This is a genomic window from Streptantibioticus ferralitis (assembly GCF_029223525.1).
GTDB classification, from domain to species: Bacteria; Actinomycetota; Actinomycetes; order Streptomycetales; family Streptomycetaceae; genus Streptantibioticus_A; species Streptantibioticus_A ferralitis.
On record NZ_JARHTQ010000045.1, the window covers coordinates 1 to 25,394 of the forward strand.

Below are 25,394 nucleotides of genomic sequence, written 5' to 3' on the forward strand. Positions count from 1 at the left end.
GACCGGCTCGACAGCCGGGGTTTCCTTGTCTGCCATGTCCGTCCGTCCCGGCTGGTCAAGGCCCCAGAGCTGGGCCTCGGCCAGCCTGTCACATCACGGACTTACACGATCTTTCAGACACGCTCCTGACGGTCGCCTCAAGTCGCCGCAACTACCGCGGTTGTGAGTCAGGTGGTGGTTCGTGCTGCTGCTTGGGTGAGGGTGGTTGCGGTGTGTACGGCGCTGTCGACGGCCTCGTCGGGGGTGAGGCGGCACAGATCGGTGAGCGTGAAGAGCGCCTCTGCGCTTACGACCACGGCGAGGTCTCGCTTGAGCTGGGCGAACGCTTGCGGATCCGTTGCTCCCAGGGTGCTTTGGAGCGGCTGGAGGGCGTGGTCGATCAGGCTGAAGCGGATGCCTGGACGTGCGGTCACGTTCTCGGGCCGGGTGATGGTGGCGGCGATCATCGCCCGGACCGCGCCTTGGTGGACGAGGATGCCGCGGAGCAGGAACTTGCAGGCGAAGGCGACGCGCTCGACGGGGTCGGTGGACTCGGCGACCGGCGCCAGCGCCTTTGCCGGAGGTGGCCAGACGCCGGAGAGTGCCTCGCTGATCAGCGAGGGGAGATCGGGGAAGTACCGGTAGGCGGTGGCTTCGGAAACCAGGGCCGCGCGGGCGATCAGGGGCATGGTCACCTCTGTGCCGGTGCCGATCAGTTCCCGTGCGGCCGCCAGGATCGCCGTGCGGGTGCGCTGCTTCTGGTTCGTGCGACCGCTTGCGGCCTGTGCTGCCGTCATCGTGAAGCCCTTCTGCTGTAGGTACCGCCATCATCGTAGGCCTGACTCTCTTTATGGGAGAGTACTTGCGTGACGGGGGTCGGCTAATCTACTCTCCTGAGAGTCCGCTCTCATGAAGGAGTCAGTCATGACAAGGGTTTCCGTGGTCGGTCCTGACGATGGTGAAGCCATCCAGTTGGGTCCCACGCGCATGCGCATCCTGGAGGACGGCACCACGACCGGGCACCGCCTGGGCATCGGCGAGATCACCATCGCTCCCCACACCGAGGGCCCGCCCCAGCACCGGCACGCCCAGCATGATGAGGGCTTCTATGTCGTGTCCGGCACCGTGCACTTCACCGTCGGCGAGACGACGCATGTGGCGCCCGCCGGCACCCTGGCGATGATCCCGCCCGGCGCACCGCACACCTTCGCCAACCTCGGTGACACGCCCGCGGTGATGCTGAACACCTTCACGCCCGACCTGTACGTGCAGTACTTCCGCGACCTGCGGGACATGATCGCCGCCGGTCAGGAGCTGACCCCCGAGTCGACCGTCACGGTGATGAGCCACTACGCCACCGAGCCCGCGACCGACTACGCCTGACCCACGCCCCGTCCATGCGGTCGGCGACGACGGCCCTCATGGGCAGCCCTCGTGGCGACAACCAGCCTGAAACACAGCCCACTTGAGGAGCAGCAGATGACCAGCACCCACGCTCTCACGCTCGAACAGGGCACCCTCGGCGTCACCGTCGAGCAGTCCGGTGACCGGGGGCACCCCTTCCTCCTCCTGCACGGAGGCGGCGGCCCGCAGACGGTGCTGCCGTTCGCCGGGCTGCTCGCCGAGCAGCGGCCGGCCAGGGTGTTCACTCCCTTCCACCCCGGCTTCGGCGGCAGCGCACGTCCCGAATGGCTGACCGACGTCGCGACGCTAGCCCAGGTCTACGCGCGGCTGCTCGACGTCCTCGATCTGCGGGATGTCGCCGTCGTGGGCAACTCCATCGGTGGCTGGATCGCCGCCGAACTGGCGGCACTCGGCAGCGACCGGATCAGCAGTGTCACTCTCGTCAACGCTGTCGGTATCCGGGTCGGCGGCCACCCGATAGCCGACACCTTCTCGCTGACGCCCGTCGAGCTGTCCCGGCTCTCGTTCCACGACCCCGCCAAGTTCCGCTTCGACCCCGGCGCGCTGGACGACGGGCAGCGCGCGGTCCTGGCCGCGAACCGTGCTGCTCTGGAGGTCTACGCGGGTGCGTACGCCATGGCCGATCCCACCCTGAGCGGGCGCCTTGCCAAGGTCGACCACCCGACCCTTGTCGCGTGGGGCGCGAGCGACCAGGTGGTCGACGCCGACTACGGGCGGGCGTACGCGCGGGCGATACCCGGCGCCGAGTTCCGGCTGCTGGAGGGCACCGGCCACATGCCGCAGGTGGAGACCCCCGATCAATTCCTGCCCGTGGTATGGGACTTCGCCGACGCCCACGCCACGGACCGGCTCGACCGGCCGCGGCACTGACGGCCCGGGACCGGTCCACATGCCCGAACCCGGCCGCCGCAGAAGGGCGTTGGTCCTCGCCGTCTGCTGTATGAGCGTGCTGCTGGTCAGCCTCGACACCACGATCCTCAACGTCGCCCTGCCGGCCGTCCAGCACGACCTGCACTGCTCGGTACCCGGCCTGCAGTGGACCCTCGACGCCTACACCATCGTGCTCGCCTCGCTGCTGATCCTGGCCGGCTCCACGGCCGACCGCCTCGGGCGCAGGCGCGTCTTCCTGGCTGGGCTTGTGCTGTTCACCGGCGGTTCGGCCCTGTGCAGCCTGGCGCCGGGCCTTGGCTGGCTGATCGCTTTCCGTATGGTGCAGGCGCTGGGCGGCTGCATGCTCACACCGGTCGCCATGGCCATCCTCGCCAACTCCTTCCCCGAGCCGCGGGAGCGGGCACGTGCCATCGGCGTGTGGGGCGGTGTGGTCGGCATCAGCATGGCGTGCGGACCGATCCTCGGCGGTGTGCTGGTGCAGACGGCCGGGTGGCGGTCGGTGTTCTGGCTGAACGTGCCGATCGGACTGGCCGCGCTGCTGCTCACCGTCGCCTTCGTCCCGGAGTCCCGCGCACCACAGCCCCGCCGGATCGACCCGGTGGGCCAGCTGCTGGTGATCGCGGCGCTCGGTCTGCTGACCTACGCCATCATCGAAGCGCCCGGCCGCGGTTGGACGGCGCCGGTCATCGTGGCCTGCCTCGCCGCCGCGGCGGGCGCCCTCGTCTGGCTCGTACCGTACGAGAACCGGCGCGCCGAACCGCTCATTGATCCCCGGCTCTTTCGCAGCCCGTCCTTCAGCGGCGCCACGGTGATGGCGGTGTGCGCATTCAGCGCGCTCGGCGGTTTCCTCTTCGCCAACTCCCTGTATCTCCAACAGGTACTGGGGCTCAGCGCCCTGGAATCGGGCGTGCGCCTGCTGCCGATGGCCGTGCCGTGCCTGGTGTGTCCGCCGCTGGCCGGACGGATCGTGGGCAGTCACGGCACCCGCATCCCGCTGCTGCTCGCCGGGCTGGGCATCACCGCGGGTGGCGCCCTCGCCGTGCCGGCCACCCACTCCGCGGACCACGCCGGCCCGCTCCTCTGGGTGGCGTACGCGCTCTTCGGGCTTGGCTTCGGGTTCGTCAACGCGCCCATCACCGACACAGCCGTCGCGGGCCTGCCGCGCGACCAGGCAGGCGTGGCCGCGGCGATCGCCGCGACCAGCCGCCAGGTCGGCGCCGCACTCGGCATCGCGGTGATCGGCGCCCTGATCGCCGCCGGAGCGCGGCAGGCCGCCTGGTGGACCATCACCGGCTGCGGGCTTGCCATCCTCGCCCTCGGCGCGCTCTCCACACGCCCCCGGCCGGGCACCGGTGAACCGGGTCCACACATGTCCCATGGACATCACAAGCCCCGACCCATCGGGCCGGACCGCGCCACGAGCGTCCACGAACGTACCGTCTCGCGCCGAAGCCCGAGCGCGCACGGACGGCACGAAGCACCAGACGGCACGAAGCGCCACCCGACACATCAACTGTCAAAAGTCACCATTCAACAGTCAACAGGAGTCAACACAGCATGAGTTCGTCATGAGGCAGAACCCCGGGACGGGGCAGGACACTGTGGACATTGCTGTCCGCCCTGGTGCTGGCCATAGCGGGCCTGGTCGTCTGGTGACGGATTTATGGCGTGCTGGGCGAGTGCGCGAGCCGCAGGCGTGGAGCCGGCGGCAGCGGTGCGGGCGCTTCCTTCTCTGGTGCGGCGCGGAACGCTTCGATCACGTAGGCGGCGAAGCGGCGGGAAGCCGTGAGCCGGGCGGCACGCGGCACGTCCTGGACGCCCCGGTGGGCCATGAGCATCAGGTCGTCGATGACGAAGCCAGGTCGCAGCTGGCCGCTCTCCTGGGCACGGCGGGCAAGTTCGGCAACCGCGCGTGTAGTCCGCTCTCGGTCGGCGGCGAAGTCCATGGCCTCGGGGAAGGTCGTCATGAAGGCGTCGGCGAATCCCCGGCTGTGCGCGTGGAGTTCGCAGATCCACTCGATCAGGCTGCGGAATCCGTACCACGGGTCCGAGTCCGCGAGAGCGTCGCGGACGGCTGCTTGGCAGGCTCGCCGCTGCTCGGCGAAAGTCTCCACGATCAGTGCCTGCTTGGTCGGGAAGTGCCGGTACAGCGTGGCGGGGCCGACACCTGCGTGCCGGGCGACCTCGCGCATAGGCGCACTCAAGCCCTCCTCGCCGAACACCGCGCGGGCGGCTTCCAGGATGCGGGCCCGGTTGTCGCGGGCGTCGGAGCGCACAGCGTGAGGCAAGGGGTCGGTCATGGCCTCTCATTTCAGCCAAGCGGACGGGGGCGTCCGTTACGGTCCGATGGCGGTGCCCCCGCCCCGTCCCGCCATCCTGCTGGTGGTGCCTCGGGCCGTGGGGCCGGCTCGCCGCCCATGGTCGCAGCGCTGTGACCTGTCCGTTCACCGACCCAAAGAGCAGAGATGAAAGCCGTCGTGATCAGGGAGTTCGGAAACGCCGATGGTCTGGAAGTCGTCGACTTGCCCGTGCCCGTACCTGCCCCGGGGCAGGTACGGATCGCCACGGAGGCGATCGGGGTAGGCGGTGTAGACGCCGTGATCCGCCGGGGAACGCTCGCCCAGTACGGCTTCCGGGAGGGCCATCTCCTTGGCAGCGAGGTAGCGGGAAGCGTCACCGCGCTGGGAGAGGGCGTGGACGCCTCGTGGATGGGGCGCCGGGTGTGGGCCTTCACCGGCCTGGCCGGTGGGTATGCCGAGCAGGCCGTCGCCTCGGTCGAGGACGTCCTTCCGCTGCCTGACGGCCTGACCGGTGCCGATGCGGTGACTCTGGGCGGCTCCGGTGTGGTCGCCCACTTCGCCCTGGACCGAGCCCGTTTCGCGCCCGGCGAGACGGTGCTCGTGCGCGGTGCGGCGGGCAGCATCGGGATCACGGTGGTCCAGCTTGCAGCCAGGGGCGGTGCGGGCGCGGTGGCGGTCACCACCTCGTCGGCGGAGCGTGGCGCCCGCCTGCGGGACCTGGGCGCGACCCATGTCCTCGACCGCTCCGGCGAGGGCGGCTCTGACGCGCCGTCGGGTTTCGACGTGGTGATCGATGTCGTGGCAGGTCCGCAGCTTTCCCTTTTCCTGGACAGGCTGAACTCCAACGGGCGGTACGTGGCTGTCGGTGTGGCCGGTGGGCGGCCGTCGGCAGACTTCGGCATGCGGCTGATGGACGCCTTCCGCAGGTCACTGTCGTTCGCCACCTTCAGCGCGGACACCGTGCCCGGCCCCGACAGGCAGGCCGTGCGGTCGTCCCAGTTCGTGGATGCCGCACACGGGGAACTGCGCACGGTCACGCACGAAGTGCTACCGCTGGACCAGGCGGTGCTGGCCCACCGCGAGATGGACGCGGGCAAGGTGTTCGGCAGGGTCGTGCTGACTCCCTGAGCCAGGCAGCAACTGCTGAGCATGGCCAGAACAACGAGTCGCCGGCCGAAGGGGCACCCTTTCACACGGCCGAGACAGCGGCTTGCACTTCACTGAGGGTCTGACGGGCGATGTCACGGTATTCATCGGTGTTGTCCACGTCGCTCCACCGCTCGTAGGTGACTTTCAGGGCGAGTGTGCTCAGCTCTGCGGTTACTCGGGCGGTGAGGACGGGGATTCCGCGGCGCGCAATGGCCTGGGCTACCGAAGCGGTGAGGCTGATGCCTTTCAGGGCTTCGCGTTCCTGGAGGTCGGGATGGGCCTCGATCACCGCTCGCCTTCGGATGCTGAATGCGCGGTGAGCGGGTGTGAAGACGTTCTGTCCGAGCGCGTCGATGCCGCGCGCCACCGTTTCGAGGGGGGTGGCGCCGGTGGGCGCCGCCGCAATTGCGGTGACGAGCTGCTCGGTCAGCGCATCCTCACCGAAGAGCACCTCCCGCTTGTTCTGGAAGTGCCGGAAGAAGGTGCTCTTGCCAAGTCCGGCGCGTTGCGCGATGTCGAGCACGGTCGTGTTGTCGTAACCGCGCTCCGCGAACAGTTCGAGGGCGGCGTCAGCGAGCCGTTGCGATGCATTGGGTTCCCAACGAGCCATGCGCACAGCTTACGGGACTTCGTCTCGTCACCGTGTACAGTGATAGGACAAAGTCCCATCACTCGCTGTGGAGGCACGTCATGAGCCGAGCCGTTGTGTACGACACGTTCGGAGGACCTGAGGTACTGGAGCTGCGCGAAGTCCCGGAGCCGCACGCGGGAGTGGGCGAGGTCCGCGTACGTGTGGCCGCCGTCGGCCTCAACCCCATGGACTGGGTCCTCACCTCAATGCCGGAGATGGCGCAGCAGTTCGGCATCACCCTGCCGTCCGGCTTCGCCACCGACTTCGCCGGCACCGTGGACGAGGTCGGTGAAGGAATCTCCGACTTCGCCGTGGGCGACCGCGTCTACGGAGCCGCGACGGGCCGGGCCGCCGCTGACTTCGTGGTGGTCGACCCCTCCGGGGCGGATACGCTCCGTCGCACTCCGGCAGGGATCAGCGACGCGGTGGCCAGCACGCTCGCGGTGGCGGGAATGACCGCCTCGGCGGCGTTGGCGGCGGTTGGCGTGAAGGCAGGCGACACCGTTTTGATCGGGGGTGCCGCCGGCGGCGTGGGCGTGTTCGCCATCCAGCTCGCCAAGCTCGCAGGTGCTCGGGTGATCGGAACTTCCTCCGAAGGCACTTTCGACTTCCTGCGGCAGTTCGGGGTGGACCCGGTCGCCTACGGTCCCGGCCTGGAGGACCGCGTGCGGGCGATGACCTCCGACGGCGTCAGCGCGGCGGCTGACCTGTTCGGTACGGAAACAGCCGAGGCGGCGCTCGCGCTTGGCGTCCTCCCGGAGAGGATCTCCACGATCGCCGCCCCCAACCCTCCCGAGGGCGTGCGCGCGACCGGCGGCATCAACGCGCAGCCGCAGGACCTGAAGCGGATCACCGACGCCGCCGTTGCCGGGGAGCTCACCGTGCCGATCGCCGCCACCTTCCCCATTGAGCAGATCCGGGAAGCCGTGCAGCTGCAAGCAGGGCGCCGCGTCCACGGAAAGATCGTGGTCAACCTCTGACTACGACAGTCACCGGCCGCGTGCGGACAGCCAGTCGACGAACCCGTGTGTGCCTCCGCCGGAGTCACAGCCGATCAGTGTCCGGCGTCCGCGCCGGTACGTCCTCGGCAGCTGTGCGGGAGCCAGGGCTCCTTGTTGCGCGCCGCTCCCTCCACCGACGACCTTGTCAAACGGAACAGTGTTCCGTATCGTTCCGGAACGAGGTTCCGCTTGTCCATGGTGTCAGAGCAGGAACCCGACAACCAAGCCATGCATCGCCACCACGCTTCACCCGCAATGGAGGAACACGGTCATGCAGTACCGCACCTTGGGCCGCACCGGTGTGCAGGTCAGCTCCCTCGCGCTCGGCGCGATGAACTTCGGCAAGATCGGGCGCACCACCCAGGACGAGGTCACCGCTATCGTCGACGCCGCTCTCGAGGGCGGGATCAACGTCATCGACACCGCCGACGCGTACAGCGGTGGCGAGTCGGAAGAGATGGTCGGCAAGGCCATCGCCGGCCGCCGCGACGACATCGTCCTGGCCACGAAGGCGAGCCTGCCGATGGGCGACGAGCGCAACCATCAGGGCAGTTCGCGCCGCTGGCTGGTCACCGAGCTGGACAACAGCCTGCGCCGTCTGGGTGTCGATCACGTCGACCTCTACCAGATCCACCGGTGGGACCCGAGCACCAGCGACGAGGAGACGCTGTCGGCGTTGACCGACCTGCAGCGCGCGGGAAAGATCCGTTACTTCGGCTCCTCGACCTTCCCGGCATACCGCATCGTGCAGGCACAGTGGGCCGCCCGCGAGCACCGCCTGGGCCGTTACGTCACCGAACAGCCCAGCTATTCGATCCTGCAGCGCGGGATCGAGACCCACGTCCTGCCCGTGACCGAGGAATACGGGCTCGGTGTGCTGGTGTGGAGCCCGTTGGCCTCGGGCTGGCTGTCGGGTGCGATCCGCGAGGGCCGGGAGATCACCAGCAACCGCTCAGCGTTCATGCCGCAGCGTTTCGATACCACCGTCCCCTCCAACCGGGCCAGGCTCGACGCCGTCGAGCGGTTGGTCAAGCTCGCCGACGAGGCCGGCCTGACCATGATCCAGCTCGCGCTCGGTTTCGTGACCGCGCATCCCGCCGTGACCAGCGCGCTCATCGGCCCCCGCACGCTGGACCACCTGCGCTCGCAGCTCGCCGCCGCCGACACCGTGCTCTCCGCCGACGTGCTCGACGCCATCGACACCATCGTCGCCCCCGGTGTCGACCTGGCCGCGCACGAGAAGAACGACACTCCGCCCGCCCTGCTCGACCCGGCGCTGCGGCGCCGCTGACCGCCGGGCCCGCCCCGCCAACCACCCAAAGAAGCCGGGGCGCCTTACACCCTCGCGGGGGTCCAGGCGTGATGCGTGCTCGGATCCTGGATGTCTCGGATGATCTGGTCTGGTGCCGCCGTACCTGCTCGCGGCGCAACTGCTCTCGGCCGATATGACAAGCCCTGACCCCGTACCGAAGTTGCGCTGACACGCTTTCTCGTCCTGCACGGCTACGGCATGGGCGGTGTGTGGTGTTGGCAACCCGTCCACGGGGGCCGGGCTGCCTGGGCCGGCCGTGTGGCGGTCCAGGCAGCCCGGTGGGGTTTCAGGGGTTTACCACGCTCCAGCGTTCGGCGGGGAGTCCTCGCATTTGTAGAGGGTGACGTTGCCGTGGTCGGCGTCGGGGGTCGGCCGGCCAGGTCACCCGCGTGAGCCCCCTGCGGTGTGCTGGTGGGCACGGATAGAGGTGGAGTCGATGTTGATGTTCCAGTCGACATCGCCCCTTGCGTCGGTGAGGGCCTGGACGTGCTGGAGCAGCCGCTCCCAGGTGCCGTCGGCCGACCACAGCATGTGCTGTTTGTGAATGGTCTGCCAGGGGCCGAATCGTGCGGGTAACTGGTGCCACTGGCAACCGGTCCCGAGCTGATGGATGATCCCGTTGATCACTTGGCGGCGGTCCCGCCATCGGCATCGGCCGCACCGGTTGCTACTCCTGGGGAGTAGCGGCTCAAGCACTGACTACTCGTCATCTGTGAGATCCCCCCTGCTGGGCATGACCAGATCGCTCCTCTAGGCGGCGATGCTGTCCGCGAGCTGGTCGGCGACGCTGCGCGGCTCACGGCCGAGCAGTTCCGCCAGCAGAGGGTCGACGCCGGCGAAGCGACCCTCGCGGGCCGCCTGGAATGTGGTGGGCGCCATCCGTGCCATCGTCTCCGGCGTGCCGGTTGCGACCTTGTCCGCGATCCACTCCTCATCGTCCATCACGATGCGCTTGACCTCACGGTCACTGATCTTGGATGCCATGGCGGCGATGTCGTCGAACGTCACGGCCTGGCGTGCGGTGAGCGTGACCGGACCGTCGAACGTCCCGTCACCGGCCAGGATGACCGCTGCCGCTTCGGCGGCGTCGGCGCGGTCGGTCCAGGAAATGGGCCCGTCGGCCGGGGCCGTGATCGTGCCGGTCTGCTGCCAGGGGCCAAGCAGCCAGCCCAGGCTGTGGGCGTAGAAGCCGTTGCGCAGCGAGGTCCAGGCGACGCCGGAGTCGGCGAGGAGCTTTTCGGTGGCGGCGTGGTCGCGCGCCGGGTGGAAGGGGCTGTCGGCGCCGGCACCCTGGTGGCTGGTGTAGAGGATGCGCCGGGCTCCCGCTGCGACGGCGGCCTCGATGCCGACGCGGTGCAGGGCGACCGCGTCGGCGTACGGGTCGTTGGAGGAGACGAGCAGGACCTGCTCGGCGCCCTCGAAGGAGTGGCGCAGCGCGGCCGGGTCCTCGTAGGAGCCCTGGCGTACCCGTACTCCGCGGTCGGCGAAGTGCGGTGCCTTGGCGGCGTCACGGACGCTGACACCGATCTGCTCCGCGGGGACTCGTTTGAGGAGGTGCTCGACGGTGGCGCCGTTCAGTGCACCGGTTGCACCAGTGACAACGATCATGATCGCTCCTTTCGTACCCGCTCCGCGCTCAGCGCGTGCGGGTTTGTCCCATTAGCCGCGCAGGAGCGGCAGGAGGATGTCGTCGACGAGGTGCTCGACGAAGCGTTCGTCGCACCGCTCGCCGGCGACGACGACGCGGTGCACGATCACGGCCGGTGCGACCTCGGCAAAGAGCTCGGCGGCCTGGGGCGCCAGTTGTTCACCGTGCCCGATCGCTTGGCGCAGCGGCTGCTCGGTCGCGGCCTCGTCACGGCGCAGAATGCGGCGCATCTCCTCGGCGAGCCTGGGGTCGCTGCGCATACCGGCGAACAGCGCCCCGAGCAGTCCGATCTCCTGCTCGGCGATCTGTTGCGCCAGCCACGCGACGAGCGAGAGCAGGTTCTCGCGAAGGTCGCCCTCAGCGAGCCCGGGCGGAGTGGCGTGCGAGCGGTACTCGACCGCGGCGGCGACGAGAGCGGCCTTGTCACGGTAGCGGCGGTAGATCGTCGTCTTCGCCGCCCCGGAGCGGCCAGCGACCGCCTCCATGGACAACTGCTCGTAACCACATTCAGTCAGCAGGGACAGTGTCGCGTCGAGGATCGCCACGTCACGGCCAACTCGGTGGACTCATCCACGAATACTCGCAGTCGCATAGGGTGACACAATTTCCGACACTCACACCCTCACCGCGGCTTGGATCTGCGGGCGCCACAGGACGATCCGAACACCCTCCCCCCTCCTCGCCGCCACAATCAGATGGCGTCGAGTGCTCGGCGGATCCCTGAACGAATACCATCCCGCACCACCGGGCCGTCCAACCACACACCGAAAACCCGCAGTTCAGCTGCCTGAACGGAGTTTTTCACCCTTCAGCAAGCATCAGTACCGGGCGCTGCGAAGGTTCTGCCACGCCTGTTCCGGATGAGCGTCCCAGTGCTGACGGAGAGCTTCTTCCCGGGCCGAGTACCGGCCCTGGTGGCACAGGCCGCTGTGGAAGATGTTGATGTTCATGCTCAGCGGAGTGTCACCGGTCACCCAGTGCGGCGTCAGGGCGTGGCTCCACAGCATGTCGCCCGGCTCCATTTTGGCGGACAGTCGTTCGGCGGGGTCATGGGCCGGAGGTACCTCGGCCGCGATCTCGGCGTTGACTACAGCCGAGGCCGGCGCCATCCGGTCAGGGTCTCTGTAGCTATTGAAGATCTTGGTGCCCTCCACCTGCCACACCAGTCCGTTCGGGTTGTCCACGTGGTAGGTGGAGCTGCACCTGTGGCCCGATATGAAAAGTGCGGGGGCGCACCGTTGCCAGGTGAAGCCCTGGGCGGCCAGGAACGTTCGCCACGGGATCATGACCTTGGTCTGGAAGTCGTGAAGCCAGTTGCCGTAGAACCGGCTGAGGTTGAAGTGGACGAGTCTGAAGGGCCAGGTTGCGATCTCTTCGACGGGCGCGGTGCGGACGGCCAGGACCCTGGCCGTCCGCACCGCGGGTTCGCCGTCGCCCAGAATCGTGATCTTCGTTTCCGGGTCCTTTCGGAGGAGATCAAGCACCTCCTGTGCCGGGGGGAACGTGTACGCGAACGGGATCATGGTGGGGGCGATCCTGAAGTTCGGCGGAGTCCGCCAGCTCGCGGTGAATTCCTCACGTGTCGTCACTAGTCGTAGCATCAGGCGGGCTCCAAGGATTCGGGCAGCACAGTGGAGGCGTCATCTTGTCGACCGGATGAGTAATGGGTGACGGCGCTGCCGGCCGCAGGCGGACCGGCCGCTGCGGCGACCACGGTGATGGGACGGTTCACCGTCCACAGGTCCCCGTCGCATACGACGGCGGCACTCAGGTAATAAACACCCACAGGTGTCTCCCGATCCACCGCTACGGTCAATTCGAACGACGGCATCGAATGCTGGCCCGGCAGAAGGCAGATTTCGGCCTCCGGACCGCCCGAACCCATATTCCACGGGACATGGGCGAATACCAGCCGGGCGGCGAGTTGACGGACCTCACCGGTCGGGGACTGCTCGAAAACACCGTCCAACCTGTACGTGGTGCTCTCACCGGCCCGGCAGGTCGCAGGCCCCCGCAGGGAGAGCAGCCGAATTCCGTCGGAGGTGTCCGCCACCGGGCCGCAGCCGGAACAGGTTGTTCTGCGCCGCCGGTGCCCCGAACCTGGCAGGAAGACCTCGGAACTGTCCTGTGGGGAACCGCAGTAGGGACACCTGCCCTCCTCGTCCCACTGCGCGAGCAGCACGGCCTCGCGCTCGTAGAGGAAGCTGAGGACGGGGCCGCGATCCCGGCAGTAACGGGTGGTGAAGTCAAGTAGTGCCCGGTGCAGTCCAGTCCAGCGCTGCGCCTCGTCGACGGCGAGCCCGGTCAGATGCGACACCGTACCGTTGAGCAGTGGTGCCCCCTTCGACGAGGCGGCCAGAGCCGCCGCGTGGTATCGCAGTTCCCAGGACAATTCCGCTTCCAGGGCTTCTGCCCGGCCCGGATCGGTAGCACCGTCCTCACGGGCGAGTTCGACCATGCGCAGCGACGAGCGCAGACCGGCGAGCCGACTCCAGACGGACTCGACCATGCGTACCGCCGCCGGGGCCTGCGCCCGGTCGTCCGCCCGCAGGGTGACCTCGACCGACTCGGCACCCGTGTACAGGAGGACGCCTCGCTCCGAACCACGGATGCCGCGCAGCAGCAACCGCTCCTGTTCGACCGGTCGGCCCGCACCGGGGGCGGCGGTGAGGTAGCAGGCGGTTCCGTCGGGAAGTGCCAGTACCCGCAGGTCGCCGGGGGCCAGGGTAATCCGGGCAGGTGGGCCCCCGCCCCTGCCTGTGTTCCGGAGGTCGACCGGTCCTTCGTGTCCTGCGTCGTCAGGGGACCGCCAGTCCGGGTCGCCGTAGAGCATCCAGGGCGCACCAGCACCATTGCGCAAGGTGGCCCGGTTCAGTTCGAGGCAGACGTCACCGAGCCGGTGGCCGGCGCGGTTCAGCGCGAGCGCGTACAGCAACAGCGAATCGTCGGCCTCCACACTCCTGAACGGCGTGAGGACGTTGTGGACGTTGTCTCTGGCGAGGAGCTGGTGGATAAGGGCGTACTCGACGTCGAACATCCAGCCGTCGCCGGGCCCGCCGAAGCAGGTCTGCCATACCAGGACTTCGGCGGCGAGACGGCGCGGGTGAACGAGCGGTGGATCAACGAGCACACTGCCGTTCCGGTGGGCTCGTGCGCAGGGGCCTCCGGCGACGCAGGTCGGGTGCCGCCCGTCGAGCACCGGAACACTGTGGCTGGTCGGCCGGCGTCGGTCGTCAGCCAGTGGGCAAAGGACGCCAGTGCCGAGAGGTGCGTCCAGGCCGTTGCTGTGGGTGGCCAGTCCGAGGAGCCGGTACCCGCGAGTGGCTTCGTCCGCGCTGCGTGGATCGTCGAAGGCCCGGATACGCAACCACTCGCCCGCACCGGGCTCGGTCCCGGAGAAGCCGAACTGACTGGTAGCCGTCGCGCCGGAAAGAAATTCCCGCCCAGTGACCCCGGCCAGCCGGTCGAGTCGGCGCCGCACCGCACGCCGTCCGCCGGTCGTGGCGATGAAGCCGATACGGCGGTCCATGCTCGTCGCGGCTACCAGGAATTCGTGCAGTCGGCCCGTCGGGGTGTCTGGGGAGAGCGCGAGAAGGACGACGTCCTCCTCCTTGCCGTGCTTCAGCGGCAGGTTGCGGATATCGCCGGATGGGCAGGCCACCACACGGTGGATGTTCGGGTCGGCTGCCTCCCTCACGGAGTCCAGCGCGGCGCCCATCACGTGAATGGTCTTGCGTTGGTTGTCGATCTCGGTCTCCAGGACGAGTGGACGGCGGCACGAAGCCACGACTATGGGCTTTCCCGGCCGACTCCCGTCGGCCGGGAAAGCCCTTGTCGGGTGGGCGGTGGTCCCGGATCAGGTCGTCGTGATGCTCACGACGCAACCTGACGCGGAAACCGGGGGCTTACCAGAAGCACAGGGGCGTGACGATTTCGGCCTTCTGCGAAGCGCTGGCCGACACCTGCTGGCCCTGCTGCGGGTGGGGCGTGGCGGCGCGCGCCGTGGCCACCGGGATCGCGGCCAGCGCGGCCACACCCGCAGCGATCGCTGTGGCGCGGGTAACAGATTTCTTGAGCTGAGAAATATTCATGTCAACCGGACTCCTTGGTGATCCGTTTCGACGGTTTTCGTCGAGAGACCCGATAATCATTCGCCGCAGATGGATATGGCGCCCGAATAATCAGGGCCACTCGACGGAATTTACATTAGCCATCGACTTTGCATTACGCAAGCCGAATTCTCGGAAAAGCGGGCAGCGCGTTTCCTGTCCTCGGGTTTCTGACTTCTTTACTGAATTCCGCTTCCAGAATCTCCGGGGCTTATTCCATGGCTGCCTCCGAGGCTTGACGTGCCCCGCCGGACCTGAACACCACTGCGGCGTTCCCGGAGAGCGCGGCGCGTGCCACGGCGTACGGAGCGCCAAGGGAGCCGGATCCCACAGCGGTGCGGTCAGCCACGATAAATTCGGCGATCTCCCGCTTTGCGGCGGGTCCGACCGGTTCCGCGGCAAAAGTGACGGCCACCTGTCGGCGTACTCGGCCGCCGATTGCCGCGCGCTGGAGCCGGGGTTCAAGGGCGATCACGTCCCCGGGGCCGGTCTCGATCGCCCAGCCGGGTACCTCCGCTTCAGGGAAATCGTCGATCCGGTAGCTTCCGGGTGACCGGTGCGACCCGGGCAGGACCAGCACTGCCCCGTCCCGCGCGCCGAGGGGGCGATCGTGTAGTACGAACGTGACCAGCCGAGCGCTCCGGAGCAAGGTGCCGCCGTGCCAGGAGATGTCACCGCGGTATTCGCTCGCCTCTCCGAAAAGGCAGAGGACGGAGGAATCGAGAAGGCCGGCGGCAATATCGGCGAGACCCGATGCCGAGACGGCCCTGGTCAGAGCCGGGGAGGCGCCCGGATGATCCACGATGGACCGGTGTTCGGTGTTTTTGCTCAACCGATTCCCCACCGGGGAACCCTCCTCGATCTCGCGGAAGACATCTCCGGCGAAATCACCGAGCAGCCCCGGGAAGACCTCGAATCCGAAGAGCTCGTACCGCGCGCGGCGCCGAGTGACCTCTTCCGCCGATTCGTTTGCTTCGGCCATGTCAGGAGAACCTCACAGAGCCGCTCACGAAGCGGTTGAGGATGTACCGGGCAGTGGCCCTGCGTTCGGGTTCGCTCCGGGGCGGTCGGGTGAAGTTCCAGGCCCATTGGCGCCGTGCCGCGCCGCCCCAAGCGGAGTGGAGGATGTTGGTGTTGAAGACGATGACATCGCCCGGCTCGCAGTCGATGACAGTGGCGGGAATCTCCTCGCCGGCGAGGCCGAGTTCGCTGTCGTGCCGCATCAGCGTGCGGACGGCGGCTCCCTGCCAGCCCGAGCCAGGCAGATGGGATCCCGGGATGACTCGCAGCGCGCCGTTGCCGGCATGCAGCCTCTCTCCGTAGACCACGGCCCGCAGGTACAGGCCGTGGTCGTAGAAGCCGTCGGAGTGCCAGTACGAGTCTCCGACCAAGCGGTTCACATCGCTGGACACCATGGAGACGGCCTGCGCCGCCGTCAGGACCTCCCTCAGCGCGGGCGCGCGTCCGATGACGGCCATGCGCTCGTCACGCTCGACGGCATGGAAGCAGGTGGAGCGCCTGACCGGGCTGGGATCCGGCAGGAGTGTGCGGAACACCTCGTCCAGCGTCAGCAGGAGGGGGGTCGCGTCGCCCGGCAGTACGCAGAAGCCGAACCTTTCGAGCTGCCTGGTGCGCTGCCTGGCCGGAGTCGCAGTCGCGGCCGTGGTCACTGAGTCGCCTTTCCGGTCGCGTACCGCAGGACAGCGCTGTACTCGGCCATTTGCTGTGGGGTACGGGGCGCTATGACGACCGCCCACGGGTCGTATCTGGACACGGTGGCGTGGAATGCCTCGCCGATCAGGCGGATCCGGCGTTCGGGCGGAAGCCCGTCGAAGGCGGCACCGCCGGAGAACAGGCTCCGGACGATGAGGCGGTGTCCAGCGTTGGCAAGGCGCACTGCGAGCCCCCGCCGTCGGTCGAGCAGGGCGGCCTCGACCATCACAGGCATAGGCACCGGCACCGGCACGTCCAGCAGCAGCTCGACCTCTTCTCCGGTGAGGACCGAGGCGCCCAGTGCGTCGGCCGGTCCGTTCACGACCATCAGTTCGTACAACTGCCTCCAGTCCAACGACCGCAGGACCTCCGCCGTGGGGTTGTGGACGAAGACGCACTCAACCGACGTCCGTCGAAGCCGTCGGCAGGACCCCTGCAACGTCGCCAGCATGCCGGGAACGCTGTAGTCCAGCCGGGGCAGAACTCCGCCGATGTCCACCCCCACCTTGGTCCACACCCGGGAGGCGGCAGGGCCACCGGACCGGCCGAGATCCCACTCAGCCTGGCCGCGGGCGTAGACCGGCGCCGTGTCGAACAGGTCCACCCCCAGGTGACGGGCCGCGTCCAGCAACCGTGACGCCCCTACGGCGTCACGGTTCAGCACCATCAGGCCGTCGAAGTGCCCGGACATTCGCATCGTGCCGAGGGCTATGTGTGGCACTGTCCGTCCTCCCCGCAGACAAGCGCGCAGGTAGGTCCCACGGGCGCCGGCGATCGCCTCATGGCGGCCAGCGAGTCCCGGATGGAATCGCGCGGCCGTAGCACGGAGACCTCGTGTCGCCGGTCGTATGGGCACAGCCGCAGCATCCCCCTCGGCGAGACATAGCCGCGGGTGCTGACGCAGCTCCGGTGCTCGTTCTGCGATGGTCCGCCGCAGATGGCAACCGCCGGGCACCGCTCGCAGTCCTGGAAGGGATAGAGCGTCTTGGCGGCACGGCCCAGTTTTGCGTTGTCTGCTCGGATCTCATCCAGGGTGAATATGAACCGAGGATCACGCCAGTTCAGGTCCAGTACACTGATACGTCCCCCGGGCAGGAGCGCCACATTGACTCCGCCGTCCTCCTGGATGTGCTCGTACACCCGAGGCCGACGGGAGTCCAGGCTCTGGTAGATGCGGTCCAGGTGAGAGAAAAGCATGCCGCCCTGGGAGATTGCCCGCATCCGGGCCTCGAAGAGGTTGCGGGCAAGGTCGGGGCCGTGTGCTATCCAGGCCCCGTGAGAGGGGATGGGCGTATTGACGTAGATGAATCGGATGCCGAGGGACATCACGTAGTCGACGATCTCGGTGAGATTCCCCACGTTCCAGTCCGTGGGGGTGACATTGGCGCCGACGTGCACACCGGAGTCGATCATGCGCTTGATGTTGCGGTGGATTCGTTCGTCCGCCGGTTTTCCGGACAGCAGGACCCGCTCAAGACTGTTGGTGGCGGGTGGTCCATCGATGGAGACGCCGACACCGTATCCGTACTCAAGGAAATGGTCGATCAACTCGGGGCGTATCTGCGCACCATTGGTCACCACCGTGGGCTGGATCCTGGCGACACCCTTTTCCGCGGCGAGTTCGCGGGCGTAGGCGTCGCCGGCTCGCATGAGGTCGTGCCTGATCGTCGGCTCTCCGCCGAACCACTGGTATGTGACCTCCGCACGCCCCTGGTTGACCTCGAACAGCAGGTCGAGACCTTGACGGAGTTGCTCCTCCGTCATGTCCGGGTTGCCGGTGTTGGTGTCCACGAAGCAGTAGCTGCACTTCATGTTGCAGCGGTCGGTAACGACGATCCGGTATCCGGCGATATGGCTGGGAGCTGAGCGTATCCCCATGTCCTGAAGCCGGTTTGTGACGGATTCTGAGAAATTTGCGGGTGGGGCAGCCGAGTTGGGCGGGGCGAATCCGAAGCGGGCGAGATCCGCGACGATCGAGTCGCCGGACTCCCGGACTGCGGTGGTCTCGTCCTCCGTGAGGTAGACGGTTTCCAGGCGCACCGGATCGAACATCGCCGCGCCGTTGCCGAGGCCGATGAGAAAGTAGTTTCCCCACACCTGCTCGATCTCATGGGGTGCCGTGGTCATGGATGAACTCCCTCGCCGAAAAATTTCCTGCCACCGGACTGCCCTGGCGCCGGAGCCAGCCGGAGGACGCGCGAGGCCGGGCGACATCCCGGTCTCGCGCGGCGCGGTACCCCGCCGACTCCCGGCCACGTGCTGACGCAGGGTCAGCCCTGGGCTGCCTCTTCCTGGCCCTCGATCGACAGGCCGAGCCCGGATATGACCTCGGCGACCTTCTCGGTGTAACGGGACTTCAGGACCTCGCTGTTCTCCGGCGTGGCGCCGTCCGCGAGCACGATGATCCCCGGGAGAGAGGGGTTGGGCGCCATGACGACGATGCCCGGCGGATCGATGCTGACAGCCATGATGGCACCGTCCAGGGTGACCCAGTCGATGTTGTCCTTCAGCTTTTCCATGACGACGCTCTGGTGTGTTTGGAACGCCTCACGCTCCCCGAACCAGACGCCCGACTTCCCTCGCGAACCAACCGCGTCCGCGTAGAGCAGATGATTGTCCTTGTGCTGACGTGAAATCGCCATCTACCCACTCCTTAGTCGGTCCATTTCACCGGGGCGCGACTATTGTCTCCATCCGGTGCAGGAAACCGGGGAAGATGTGTTCCGCCGGCCCGAGAAACTCTGCGCATCCACCGGATCCCCGATAATGCAATCAAACCAATGGCACGCGAAGGGCGCCAGGAAGTTCACCCGGAGGTTTCACCGGAACCTCACGGTCGTGACTCGGCTCTGGAGTTGAGCGTGTCCTTGATGACCGCCGCGGTCTCCCGCACCGCCACGGTGTCCGGATGCCCCGGGCCGAGCAGCCGAGTCCGCCGCGCCAGAACGTCCTCGGCGAGCCGCAGCGCGTCCCGCTGCCGACCTGCCGTCGCCCAGCGCGAGGCCAGGCCGTGGGCTGCGAGCAGCGTGTCGGGGTGATCCGCGCCGAGCACCCGGCGGCGGCGCGCGAAGACGTCCTCAGCCAGGGAGCAGGCGCGGGTGGGGTCACCGGCGGCGTCGGCTGCGCGGGCCAGGTACGTCATGGTCCGCCAGGTGTCCGGGTGGTCGAGGCCGAGTTCCCGGCTCCAGATCCGGTGCAGTTCGTCGAGCCGACCCAGCGCGCGGCAGTGGTCACCGCGGTCCATGGCGTACCAGCATGCCTCACGGGCCACGTCGTGAGCGCGGCTGTCGCTCAGCACTGCGGGATCCACCGCCAGAAGATGCGGCAGCAGCCTGGCCCAGGTCGGCCATGTGGCGGGGTCGGACACCTGGCCGGGCGCGGCGGCGATCAGCAGCGCCCGCACCTCGGCGTCGGTCACGGACGGCACATGACTGTCGACGTATGAGCGCCGGCTCCGGCCTCGCAGCAGGACCCGGGTGAGCGGATAGAGGGTCAGCGAACCGTCGCGGGCCTGCGCGAGTGCGTATCGGTCGAGGGTGGCCAGCGCCTCCGCGACCGCAGCTCTGGTTCGCGGCAGGCGCCCCGACTTCCGTTCGGCCGGGAGGGCTGGCACGCACGCACGCAGCGGGAAAGGGTCGGGGGCCAGCATCGCGCAGGCACTTAGCACGGTTGCCGCGCTCGGGTGCCGTAGCGACAGTTGTCGCAGTGCCACCACGGTCCGAGCCGTCTCCAGGACGGAGTGGGCGTCGGGTCGGCCCTCGGTGCGGACCTCTTCGACCACCTTCGCCGGCAACTCCCGGTGCCGACGTGCCGTCAGCCCGTCGCCCCGCAGCGCGGCCACCTCCGCAACGCGCCAGGGGGTCGTGTCACCGGTCGGGGGCATCTGGCTGCTCCAACTCATAGAGGCGGACCAGATCGCGTACCCGGTACCGGGGCGCTCCGCCCTGCGTGGCGGCAGGCTCGACGGTGGCCAGCCAACGGTCGACCAGCCGTTCGGCGGCGGTTTCAGTCTGATGGTCGGCTAGGCCCAGTCTGGCGGCCACCTCGTCACTCGCCCAGGATCCACCGGGTATTCGACTCAAGGCCCGTAGCACGCGGCGCTCGATCGGAGAGAGACTGCCGTGGCTCAGGGCGAGACTGTCCCGTATGTTGAGATCCCCGATCTCCAGGCGGTCCAGTCGGTACCGCTCGTCGGCTAGCAGTGCGGCCAGCTCGGCGAGCGTACGGTGCGGCCGGACGGCGAGCCACTCGGCGGCGATCCGCAGGGCCAGCGGCAATCCCGCGCAGTGATGCGCGATACAACGCACGGCTGCCGGATCCTGGCCTGCCCGATCGCCGAGCAGCGTCCGCAGGAAACGGTCCGACGCCGCGCCGTCCAGTTCCCGTAGTTCGACGGTACGGCAGCCGAGGGCGACCAGTCGGCGGCGGCTGACCACGATGAGGGCGCTTCGCTGACTGTTCGTCAGCATAGGGCGGATCTGGGCTTCGGAAGCCGCATTGTCGACAACGAGCAGCACCTGACGGGCGGCCAGTTGGGACCGTACGGCGGCTGCTCGCTCTTCGAAACTGTCCGGGACCCCGGGCACGGCCAGCGAGCGCAGCACTCTGGCGAGGGCTTCGGCCGGCAGCATGCAGCCGCCCGCCGCATCGTGCAGGTCGAGATAGATCTGCCCGTCCGGGAACATTGTGCGCAGCCGGTGGGCGACATGTACCGCCAGCGTGGTGGCACCGACCGCGGAGGGACCGGACACCACCGCCACCCGCGGGACGCTGGCAGGCCGCCCCGTCGGCGGCCCCGGGGGGCCACCGAGCCAGCCGTACAGCTCGGCGGCCGGCTGGAGGTGCGCGTCCAGTCCGGGCACGCAGGCAGGCAACTCGCACCGTACGGCCGGGCCGGCCACGGCGGGGGGTGTCGCGGCCGGTCGGCCCCGCGCCGGTACGGACGCTGGATGCGGCTGCGCCGCCGACTCCTCCTCGGAGCCGGGGGGCCCGTCGGCAACGCAGTCCGGTGTCGGACCGGGAACGGGAACGTTCCGGGGACCGGCCAGCGGGCCGTGAAGTTCCGTGGAAACCGCCGGGGCCTGCGACGAGAACCCCGACGCGTGCAAGAATTGGGTGAAGTCGGAGCCGGTCAGTTTGAGGGCCTGCGCCAGCAGGACCACCGATCGCAGTCGCGGGCTGGTCCGCTCCCTCTCGAGGTCACTAATGGACCGGGTGCTCAGCGAGGATAATTCCGCGAGGTCGTCCTGAGTGAGCCTGGCGCGGAGCCGATTCCCGCGTAACAGAGAGCCAAAACGCTCCCCCCGCGCGATGGGAACGCTCGTCAAGGCGGAGAGTCCGGACGTCGTCTCCTCACGGCTCCGCGCCGCGGGCCGTCGATTGCCATTCGCCACGTCCCTCACCGGTGCCCACCGATCCCCCGGGAGCGCTTCTTCGGTGACACGGGCTCCACACAGGGCCGTGGATGCGATTCTGTGCCGTGCGCGGATCTGTCCGTGACGTCGGTGAACTTTCCGAACCGAATCGCGGTCCGAATAGTGGGAGAGAGGAAACTCTGTAGCCCAGTAGCGTCCATACAGCTACCCGATCCTTTATGTGGTTCGTGGAGGAGAACGTCAGTCAGGCACGCCTCCGTGCGCGGCGCGGTGGCGATTACCCGGGGCCGATCCGTCGTGCTCTTTGCCCTTTCCAGGAAATACGGGGCCGCCGAGCTACTGCGGCGATTTTTGGGCAGCCTGGTCGCACGCGCTCATGGCCGTACCCGTCGTGCCGGTCAGCGCCGGGGTGCCCGCCAGTACGACGGCCCCAGGGGCACCGCACCCAGCGTTCCTGCGGCGAGGGTCATATCCAGGGCCGAAAGGCCAGGTTTGTACGGCCTGTTGATGACGTCGTGGCACGGCGGCGCCGCAGCGGCTTCGGTGGCACGGCGGCGGCTTCGGCGCCCTTCGGCCCGTCGGCAGACGGTGAGTGGCGCCGCCCGCGCTCACGGTCGTGCCGCGAACACGATCTGGCCTAGCGAGCGCGGCGCCAACGCGCCGGCACCGCGTTCGATCAAGTCGGCCGCCCTCGGCCATCTCGTGCTTCGCACCCAGGCGCGCGGCCTTGCGGCGAAGCGGATGATGCTGTGGGAATAGCCCGCCAAGCGCAGGATGCGGGTGAACTCGTCAGCGGTGTACTCCCGCAGGTGGTCATACGTTCCGTAGGGCCGCACCTGGGGGAGCTCCATCGAGGTGCCACCGTGGGTAAGGAACAGGAGCCGGTTGAGCACGCAGGAGAAGTTCGGCATGGTGCCGACCAGGACACCGCCCGAGCATAGGATGCCGCGCCATGAGGCCAGCAGTGGGATGAGGCGGGACGGCTCGATGTGCTCAAGGATCTCGCAGGCGGCCACCACGTCGTACCTGTCCGGGAGTTCGCCTGCGGTCAGCGAGTCCCGCTCGATGACACGGTCGGCGTACCGCTTGCCCGCGTTCCGCCAGGCCGAGTGCTGCCACATCGGCGCCTGTGGATACTCCAGGCCGGTGATCTCCGCGGCGGGGTAGGCGCAGCGCAGCACGGCCGTCGAATACCAGAAGCCGACCCCGACGTCGAGCACTTCCCGGGCTGTCGGCTTCACGTCCAAGGTCAACTCGGCGAGCTTCCGCAGCCGCAGAAGGTTCTCCCGGGCCGCCACCGCTGGTGTGTCGCGCCTCTCGAACGTTTTTGCCAACTCGGTTATTTCGATGCCTAGTTGCACCATCCCGCCTCTCTTGTCGGTTTCTGGTCGGAGGCTGCGCCGACGCGGTGGAGGAGTTCGGCGCCGCGTTTTCTCGCCGGTGCCGGGAACGTGGGACCCCCCTTGGCAACCTGTAGGGCCCGCAGAGAATGCTGCTCCGCTCGATCGCGCCGCTGCCGATTCGTTGAATGGCTGCACTGAGGCTATGCGCGAACCAGTGCGAACTTCGTACACCGAGCGCTGTATCTCCGGGTGGAGAACGGCCTCCACCCGGAGGCGACCCCGCACTGGTCAGAGGGCCGGGCCGGAGCCGCGGCTCCTGGTGCATGCTCGCGCCGTGCACCAACCCGCCGTTGGGCGGGGACGCGCATGGAGGCGTCGGTGCCGGCGATGATGTCGACGCCTGCGCTACGCAGGGCGGCCACGTTCGCCAGCACTGGTTCCAGGCTGCCGTCCGGGTACTTGTTGAATCAGGGTGGGCCCCAAGCTGCCGCAGTAGTGGCTCGCATGCTGCGCGGGGGCCGACGGTCAGCGCCTGTCCGGTGCCTCCCATGACGGCCAGGCACGGGGTGACGAAGATGCCGGCGTCGGTGATCGCCGAGTCGATCTCCTCGGTGTGCGGTCGATCGGTGAACAGGCGCGCGAGGCCGTCCACTCCGACCTCGATGTCCTGCTCGGTGGCAGCGAGCGTCATCGCGTGCGCGATCACCTTCTTCCCCAGCAGATGCGCCTCTGCCACGCCGGCCTTGAGCGCGTCCGTGCTGATCATGGGCAGCCCGGGGTGGCTCATCACGGTGCCTTCTTCGATCATTACCTTTATGTAGTCGGCTCCCTGGGCGGCCATCGCCCGGACGTGGGCCACCGCCTCAGCTCGGGTTCGCGACCGACGGCGGTGTTCAGCCGCCCCCGCCAGGACGGTGCTCGGCCAACTCTGGCGATGAGCTCGTGGGTATGGCCGTCCTTCGCCATCAGGGCCAGCAGGGCCGAGCGCACGTCGGCATACCCGAGTGCGTCAACGGCACATCCCTGTCTTTCTGCCGGAACTCGTCCCGCGCGCAGGCCAGAGGGGTGGTGCCGTACCAGACCGGTACGTCGCGATTGCCTGCCATGGGTGCGACTTGGCCGCGGTGTCGCTGCCGGCGTTTGCCAGGATGTTCCGGGCCTTTCCGTATGCACAGGCGTGAATCGTCACCGGGTTCGCCGCCACGCGGGTGTCCAGTGCGGTAGCGCCCAGCGCACAGTACTCAGCCAACCCCTGTCGGTCTTGGCGCTGCTGGCGAGGGCGGGGCCCGTCCACCCGGTGCGGCGCAGCCAGTCCTCGAAGGTCATCAAGTCGGGGTGCAGGCGGCGCAGGAGGGTGATGTCCCGGTCGCGGGTGCAGAGGTCTCGGTCGGCGAAGAACTGGAACATCGCGGCGTAGTCGTGGCCGAAGTCGGGGATGGCGGCGCGCAGGTCGCCCTGCGGCATTGGGGTGTAGGTGCTGGGGGTGCCTGTGACTTGCGCGAAGGTTGCGGCGATCTCGTCGCCGGTAAGGCTGTCGCCGATCACCGCGAGGTCGCGGGCGCCCAGGACTGCCAGTTGTCGAACATGTGGCTGGCGAACCACTTGGCCGCCGTCTGACTGCCGGCGCCAGCCAGGATGCTCCGGGCCTTGTTGTACGCGGAGGCGTGGATCGTATTCGGGTTCACCGCTAGCGCACGCCGCACGGCAACCACCTCACGCAAGCGGGCGAGGTCTTCCTCCCGCTCGCCACCGCGCTGCTGCGCACTGCCGACCAGGCTGCGGCGCGCACGCGGGCCGCGGCCCGGCCCGGCGGCATCACCGTCGGCTACACGCCAGACATCATCATCACCCCGGCCGTACGCGAACTGCGCCACCAGCACCCCGATGCCGTAGTCGCGACCCTGCACCTGGCCGTGCACGAACGGCGCCAGGCCCTGCTGGACCGCCGCGTGGACGCCGTGGTCACCCGGCTGCCGTTTACAACCGACGGCCTGGAGGTGACCCCTCTCTACGACGAACCCCGTGTACTGGTGGTGTCGTTGGGCCACCGGCTGGCGGGCAAGGAATCCGTCCCCCTGGACGACATCGCCGACGAACTTATGCCGAAGGTGCGGGGGCCGACCCGCTTGCGAGCGCCTTCTGGCGCATCGACCCCCGCCCCGACGGACGCCCGGCCCCGGACGGCCCCCTCGTCGAAACTCTCAAGGACATGGTCGAACTCATCGCGGCCGGGCAGGCCGTGGCCCTCGCCGGCCACGTCCACACCCTGCGCCCGGACCTCACCACGGTCCCACTGGAAGGCGTCGAGCCCAGCCACGTCGTGCTCGCCACCCGCGCCCACGACCCCAACCCCCTCGTGACGGCCCTCCGCACCCACGCCCGAACCCACCTCTGGGCCAGCCGTCCTCGACGACGCAGCGGGCCAGGCGCAGACGGCCGGTCTCGGTCAGGGGTGCATTACGGTGGGGCACGAGGGCCTTTCTGTCGCTGGTCGTAGACGTCGCAATCCACACCAGGC

At 68.4% G+C, this 25,394-nt stretch carries 25 protein-coding genes and 2 pseudogenes; 8 read left to right on the forward strand and 19 right to left on the reverse strand.

Translation table 11 applies throughout. The annotated features are described in order from the left end of the window. Positions 1–167 precede the first annotated feature (167 nt). Entirely contained in the window at positions 168–776 is a 609-nt protein-coding gene (locus P2L57_RS36340; RefSeq protein ID WP_275822163.1) for a TetR/AcrR family transcriptional regulator, read from the reverse strand. A gap of 127 nt (positions 777–903) precedes the next feature. Between P2L57_RS36340 and P2L57_RS36345 the strand changes: the two genes are divergently transcribed. The 3 genes from P2L57_RS36345 (at position 904) to P2L57_RS36355 (ending at position 3,856) form a co-directional block, all read left to right on the forward strand. Continuing rightward, positions 904–1,362, forward strand: a complete 459-nt coding sequence (locus P2L57_RS36345; protein ID WP_275822165.1) for a cupin domain-containing protein — start codon at positions 904–906, stop codon at positions 1,360–1,362. A gap of 96 nt (positions 1,363–1,458) precedes the next feature. Beyond that, a complete protein-coding gene (locus P2L57_RS36350; RefSeq protein WP_275822167.1) occupies positions 1,459–2,274 on the forward strand; it encodes an alpha/beta fold hydrolase in 816 nt (271 codons plus the stop codon). A 19-nt stretch (positions 2,275–2,293) separates the two neighbouring features. Then, positions 2,294–3,856 carry an MFS transporter gene (locus tag P2L57_RS36355; protein ID WP_275822169.1) on the forward strand — a complete coding sequence of 521 codons (1,563 nt, stop codon included), beginning with the start codon at positions 2,294–2,296 and terminating at the stop codon, positions 3,854–3,856. Between the two features lie 100 nt (positions 3,857–3,956). Here the strand turns inward: P2L57_RS36355 and P2L57_RS36360 are convergent, their stop codons facing one another. Then, a complete protein-coding gene (locus P2L57_RS36360) occupies positions 3,957–4,595 on the reverse strand; it encodes a TetR/AcrR family transcriptional regulator (protein ID WP_275822171.1) in 639 nt (212 codons plus the stop codon). A 165-nt stretch (positions 4,596–4,760) separates the two neighbouring features. Here P2L57_RS36360 and P2L57_RS36365 point away from each other — a divergent pair, with 165 nt between their 5' ends. Next, complete coding sequence (locus P2L57_RS36365) at positions 4,761–5,723, forward strand: zinc-dependent alcohol dehydrogenase family protein (protein ID WP_275822173.1); 963 nt, start codon at positions 4,761–4,763, stop codon at positions 5,721–5,723. Positions 5,724–5,784: 61 nt separating this feature from the next. Here the strand turns inward: P2L57_RS36365 and P2L57_RS36370 are convergent, their stop codons facing one another. Beyond that, complete coding sequence (locus P2L57_RS36370) at positions 5,785–6,354, reverse strand: TetR/AcrR family transcriptional regulator (RefSeq protein ID WP_275822175.1); 570 nt, start codon at positions 6,352–6,354, stop codon at positions 5,785–5,787. An 80-nt stretch (positions 6,355–6,434) separates the two neighbouring features. Between P2L57_RS36370 and P2L57_RS36375 the strand changes: the two genes are divergently transcribed. Continuing rightward, complete coding sequence (locus tag P2L57_RS36375; RefSeq protein WP_275822177.1) at positions 6,435–7,355, forward strand: NADP-dependent oxidoreductase; 921 nt, start codon at positions 6,435–6,437, stop codon at positions 7,353–7,355. A 292-nt stretch (positions 7,356–7,647) separates the two neighbouring features. Continuing rightward, a complete protein-coding gene (locus P2L57_RS36380) occupies positions 7,648–8,667 on the forward strand; it encodes an aldo/keto reductase (RefSeq protein ID WP_275822179.1) in 1,020 nt (339 codons plus the stop codon). 402 nt (positions 8,668–9,069) lie between these two features. Here P2L57_RS36380 and P2L57_RS36385 read toward each other — a convergent pair whose 3' ends face one another. The 15 genes and pseudogenes from P2L57_RS36385 to P2L57_RS36450 form a co-directional block, all read right to left on the reverse strand. Further along, on the reverse strand, positions 9,070–9,384 hold the full coding sequence (locus P2L57_RS36385; RefSeq protein WP_275822181.1) for a transposase: 315 nt from the start codon (positions 9,382–9,384) through the stop codon (positions 9,070–9,072). 54 nt (positions 9,385–9,438) lie between these two features. Next, positions 9,439–10,296, reverse strand: a complete 858-nt coding sequence (locus tag P2L57_RS36390; RefSeq protein WP_275822183.1) for an SDR family oxidoreductase — start codon at positions 10,294–10,296, stop codon at positions 9,439–9,441. 51 nt (positions 10,297–10,347) lie between these two features. After that, positions 10,348–10,881, reverse strand: a complete 534-nt coding sequence (locus P2L57_RS36395) for a TetR/AcrR family transcriptional regulator (RefSeq protein WP_275822185.1) — start codon at positions 10,879–10,881, stop codon at positions 10,348–10,350. A gap of 273 nt (positions 10,882–11,154) precedes the next feature. Further along, the gene (locus tag P2L57_RS36400; RefSeq protein WP_275822187.1) at positions 11,155–11,925 is read right to left on the reverse strand and encodes a hypothetical protein; all 771 of its coding nucleotides are present in this window, start codon (positions 11,923–11,925) and stop codon (positions 11,155–11,157) included. An 11-nt stretch (positions 11,926–11,936) separates the two neighbouring features. Then, positions 11,937–14,123 (reverse strand): hypothetical protein, encoded by a 2,187-nt coding sequence (locus tag P2L57_RS36405; protein ID WP_275822189.1) that lies wholly within the window; start codon positions 14,121–14,123, stop codon positions 11,937–11,939. A 118-nt stretch (positions 14,124–14,241) separates the two neighbouring features. After that, positions 14,242–14,427: a hypothetical protein gene (locus P2L57_RS36410; RefSeq protein WP_275822191.1), complete on the reverse strand. Its 186-nt coding sequence runs from the start codon at positions 14,425–14,427 to the stop codon at positions 14,242–14,244. Between the two features lie 229 nt (positions 14,428–14,656). Continuing rightward, complete coding sequence (locus tag P2L57_RS36415) at positions 14,657–15,427, reverse strand: phytanoyl-CoA dioxygenase family protein (protein ID WP_275822193.1); 771 nt, start codon at positions 15,425–15,427, stop codon at positions 14,657–14,659. Position 15,428: 1 nt separating this feature from the next. Continuing rightward, positions 15,429–16,115 (reverse strand): phytanoyl-CoA dioxygenase family protein, encoded by a 687-nt coding sequence (locus tag P2L57_RS40470; RefSeq protein ID WP_275822195.1) that lies wholly within the window; start codon positions 16,113–16,115, stop codon positions 15,429–15,431. Continuing rightward, a complete protein-coding gene (locus tag P2L57_RS36425) occupies positions 16,112–16,879 on the reverse strand; it encodes an aldo/keto reductase (RefSeq protein ID WP_275822197.1) in 768 nt (255 codons plus the stop codon). Before P2L57_RS36425 ends, P2L57_RS40470 begins: the two co-directional genes overlap by 4 nt. Continuing rightward, the gene (locus P2L57_RS36430) at positions 16,867–18,285 is read right to left on the reverse strand and encodes a radical SAM protein (RefSeq protein ID WP_275822200.1); all 1,419 of its coding nucleotides are present in this window, start codon (positions 18,283–18,285) and stop codon (positions 16,867–16,869) included. The genes P2L57_RS36425 and P2L57_RS36430 overlap by 13 nt, the downstream gene beginning before the upstream one ends. 143 nt (positions 18,286–18,428) lie before the next feature. Continuing rightward, complete coding sequence (locus tag P2L57_RS36435) at positions 18,429–18,800, reverse strand: hypothetical protein (RefSeq protein ID WP_275822202.1); 372 nt, start codon at positions 18,798–18,800, stop codon at positions 18,429–18,431. A 188-nt stretch (positions 18,801–18,988) separates the two neighbouring features. Then, positions 18,989–20,041 carry a tetratricopeptide repeat protein gene (locus P2L57_RS36440; RefSeq protein ID WP_275822204.1) on the reverse strand — a complete coding sequence of 351 codons (1,053 nt, stop codon included), beginning with the start codon at positions 20,039–20,041 and terminating at the stop codon, positions 18,989–18,991. After that, a complete protein-coding gene (locus tag P2L57_RS36445) occupies positions 20,025–21,020 on the reverse strand; it encodes a hypothetical protein (RefSeq protein ID WP_275822205.1) in 996 nt (331 codons plus the stop codon). The genes P2L57_RS36440 and P2L57_RS36445 overlap by 17 nt, the downstream gene beginning before the upstream one ends. Positions 21,021–21,293: 273 nt before the next feature. Further along, positions 21,294–21,560: pseudogene (locus P2L57_RS40990) on the reverse strand (helix-turn-helix transcriptional regulator); the annotation flags it as partial. A gap of 581 nt (positions 21,561–22,141) precedes the next feature. Next, positions 22,142–22,867 carry a class I SAM-dependent methyltransferase gene (locus tag P2L57_RS36450; protein ID WP_275822207.1) on the reverse strand — a complete coding sequence of 242 codons (726 nt, stop codon included), beginning with the start codon at positions 22,865–22,867 and terminating at the stop codon, positions 22,142–22,144. Between the two features lie 557 nt (positions 22,868–23,424). On the opposite strand from P2L57_RS36450, the gene P2L57_RS36455 reads away from it, so the two are divergent. Further along, entirely contained in the window at positions 23,425–23,697 is a 273-nt protein-coding gene (locus P2L57_RS36455) for a hypothetical protein (protein ID WP_275822209.1), read from the forward strand. 364 nt (positions 23,698–24,061) lie between these two features. On the opposite strand, the gene P2L57_RS36460 is transcribed toward P2L57_RS36455, so the two are convergent. Beyond that, positions 24,062–24,421, reverse strand: coding sequence for a hypothetical protein (locus P2L57_RS36460; RefSeq protein ID WP_275822211.1), 360 nt, complete (start codon positions 24,419–24,421; stop codon positions 24,062–24,064). 146 nt (positions 24,422–24,567) lie between these two features. Between P2L57_RS36460 and P2L57_RS36465 the strand changes: the two are divergent. Next, a pseudogene (locus P2L57_RS36465) lies at positions 24,568–25,283 on the forward strand (LysR family substrate-binding domain-containing protein); the annotation flags it as partial. Positions 25,284–25,394 lie beyond the last annotated feature (111 nt).

Bases quoted from the DNA above. Each gene is read 5' to 3' on its own strand.
- P2L57_RS36435 (WP_275822202.1), bottom strand. From the start codon at position 18,800: ATGGCGATTTCACGTCAGCACAAGGACAATCATCTGCTCTACGCGGAC.
- P2L57_RS36415 (WP_275822193.1), bottom strand. From the start codon at position 15,427: ATGGCCGAAGCAAACGAATCGGCGGAAGAGGTCACTCGGCGCCGCGCG.
- P2L57_RS36380 (WP_275822179.1), top strand. From the start codon at position 7,648: ATGCAGTACCGCACCTTGGGCCGCACCGGTGTGCAGGTCAGCTCCCTC.
- P2L57_RS36370 (WP_275822175.1), bottom strand. From the start codon at position 6,354: ATGGCTCGTTGGGAACCCAATGCATCGCAACGGCTCGCTGACGCCGCC.
- P2L57_RS36345 (WP_275822165.1), top strand. From the start codon at position 904: ATGACAAGGGTTTCCGTGGTCGGTCCTGACGATGGTGAAGCCATCCAG.
- P2L57_RS36430 (WP_275822200.1), bottom strand. From the start codon at position 18,285: ATGACCACGGCACCCCATGAGATCGAGCAGGTGTGGGGAAACTACTTT.
- P2L57_RS36390 (WP_275822183.1), bottom strand. From the start codon at position 10,296: ATGATCGTTGTCACTGGTGCAACCGGTGCACTGAACGGCGCCACCGTC.
- P2L57_RS36440 (WP_275822204.1), bottom strand. From the start codon at position 20,041: ATGCCCCCGACCGGTGACACGACCCCCTGGCGCGTTGCGGAGGTGGCC.
- P2L57_RS36410 (WP_275822191.1), bottom strand. From the start codon at position 14,427: ATGAATATTTCTCAGCTCAAGAAATCTGTTACCCGCGCCACAGCGATC.
- P2L57_RS36350 (WP_275822167.1), top strand. From the start codon at position 1,459: ATGACCAGCACCCACGCTCTCACGCTCGAACAGGGCACCCTCGGCGTC.
- P2L57_RS36360 (WP_275822171.1), bottom strand. From the start codon at position 4,595: ATGACCGACCCCTTGCCTCACGCTGTGCGCTCCGACGCCCGCGACAAC.
- P2L57_RS36375 (WP_275822177.1), top strand. From the start codon at position 6,435: ATGAGCCGAGCCGTTGTGTACGACACGTTCGGAGGACCTGAGGTACTG.
- P2L57_RS36355 (WP_275822169.1), top strand. From the start codon at position 2,294: ATGCCCGAACCCGGCCGCCGCAGAAGGGCGTTGGTCCTCGCCGTCTGC.
- P2L57_RS36455 (WP_275822209.1), top strand. From the start codon at position 23,425: ATGACGGCCAGGCACGGGGTGACGAAGATGCCGGCGTCGGTGATCGCC.
- P2L57_RS36340 (WP_275822163.1), bottom strand. From the start codon at position 776: ATGACGGCAGCACAGGCCGCAAGCGGTCGCACGAACCAGAAGCAGCGC.
- P2L57_RS36365 (WP_275822173.1), top strand. From the start codon at position 4,761: ATGAAAGCCGTCGTGATCAGGGAGTTCGGAAACGCCGATGGTCTGGAA.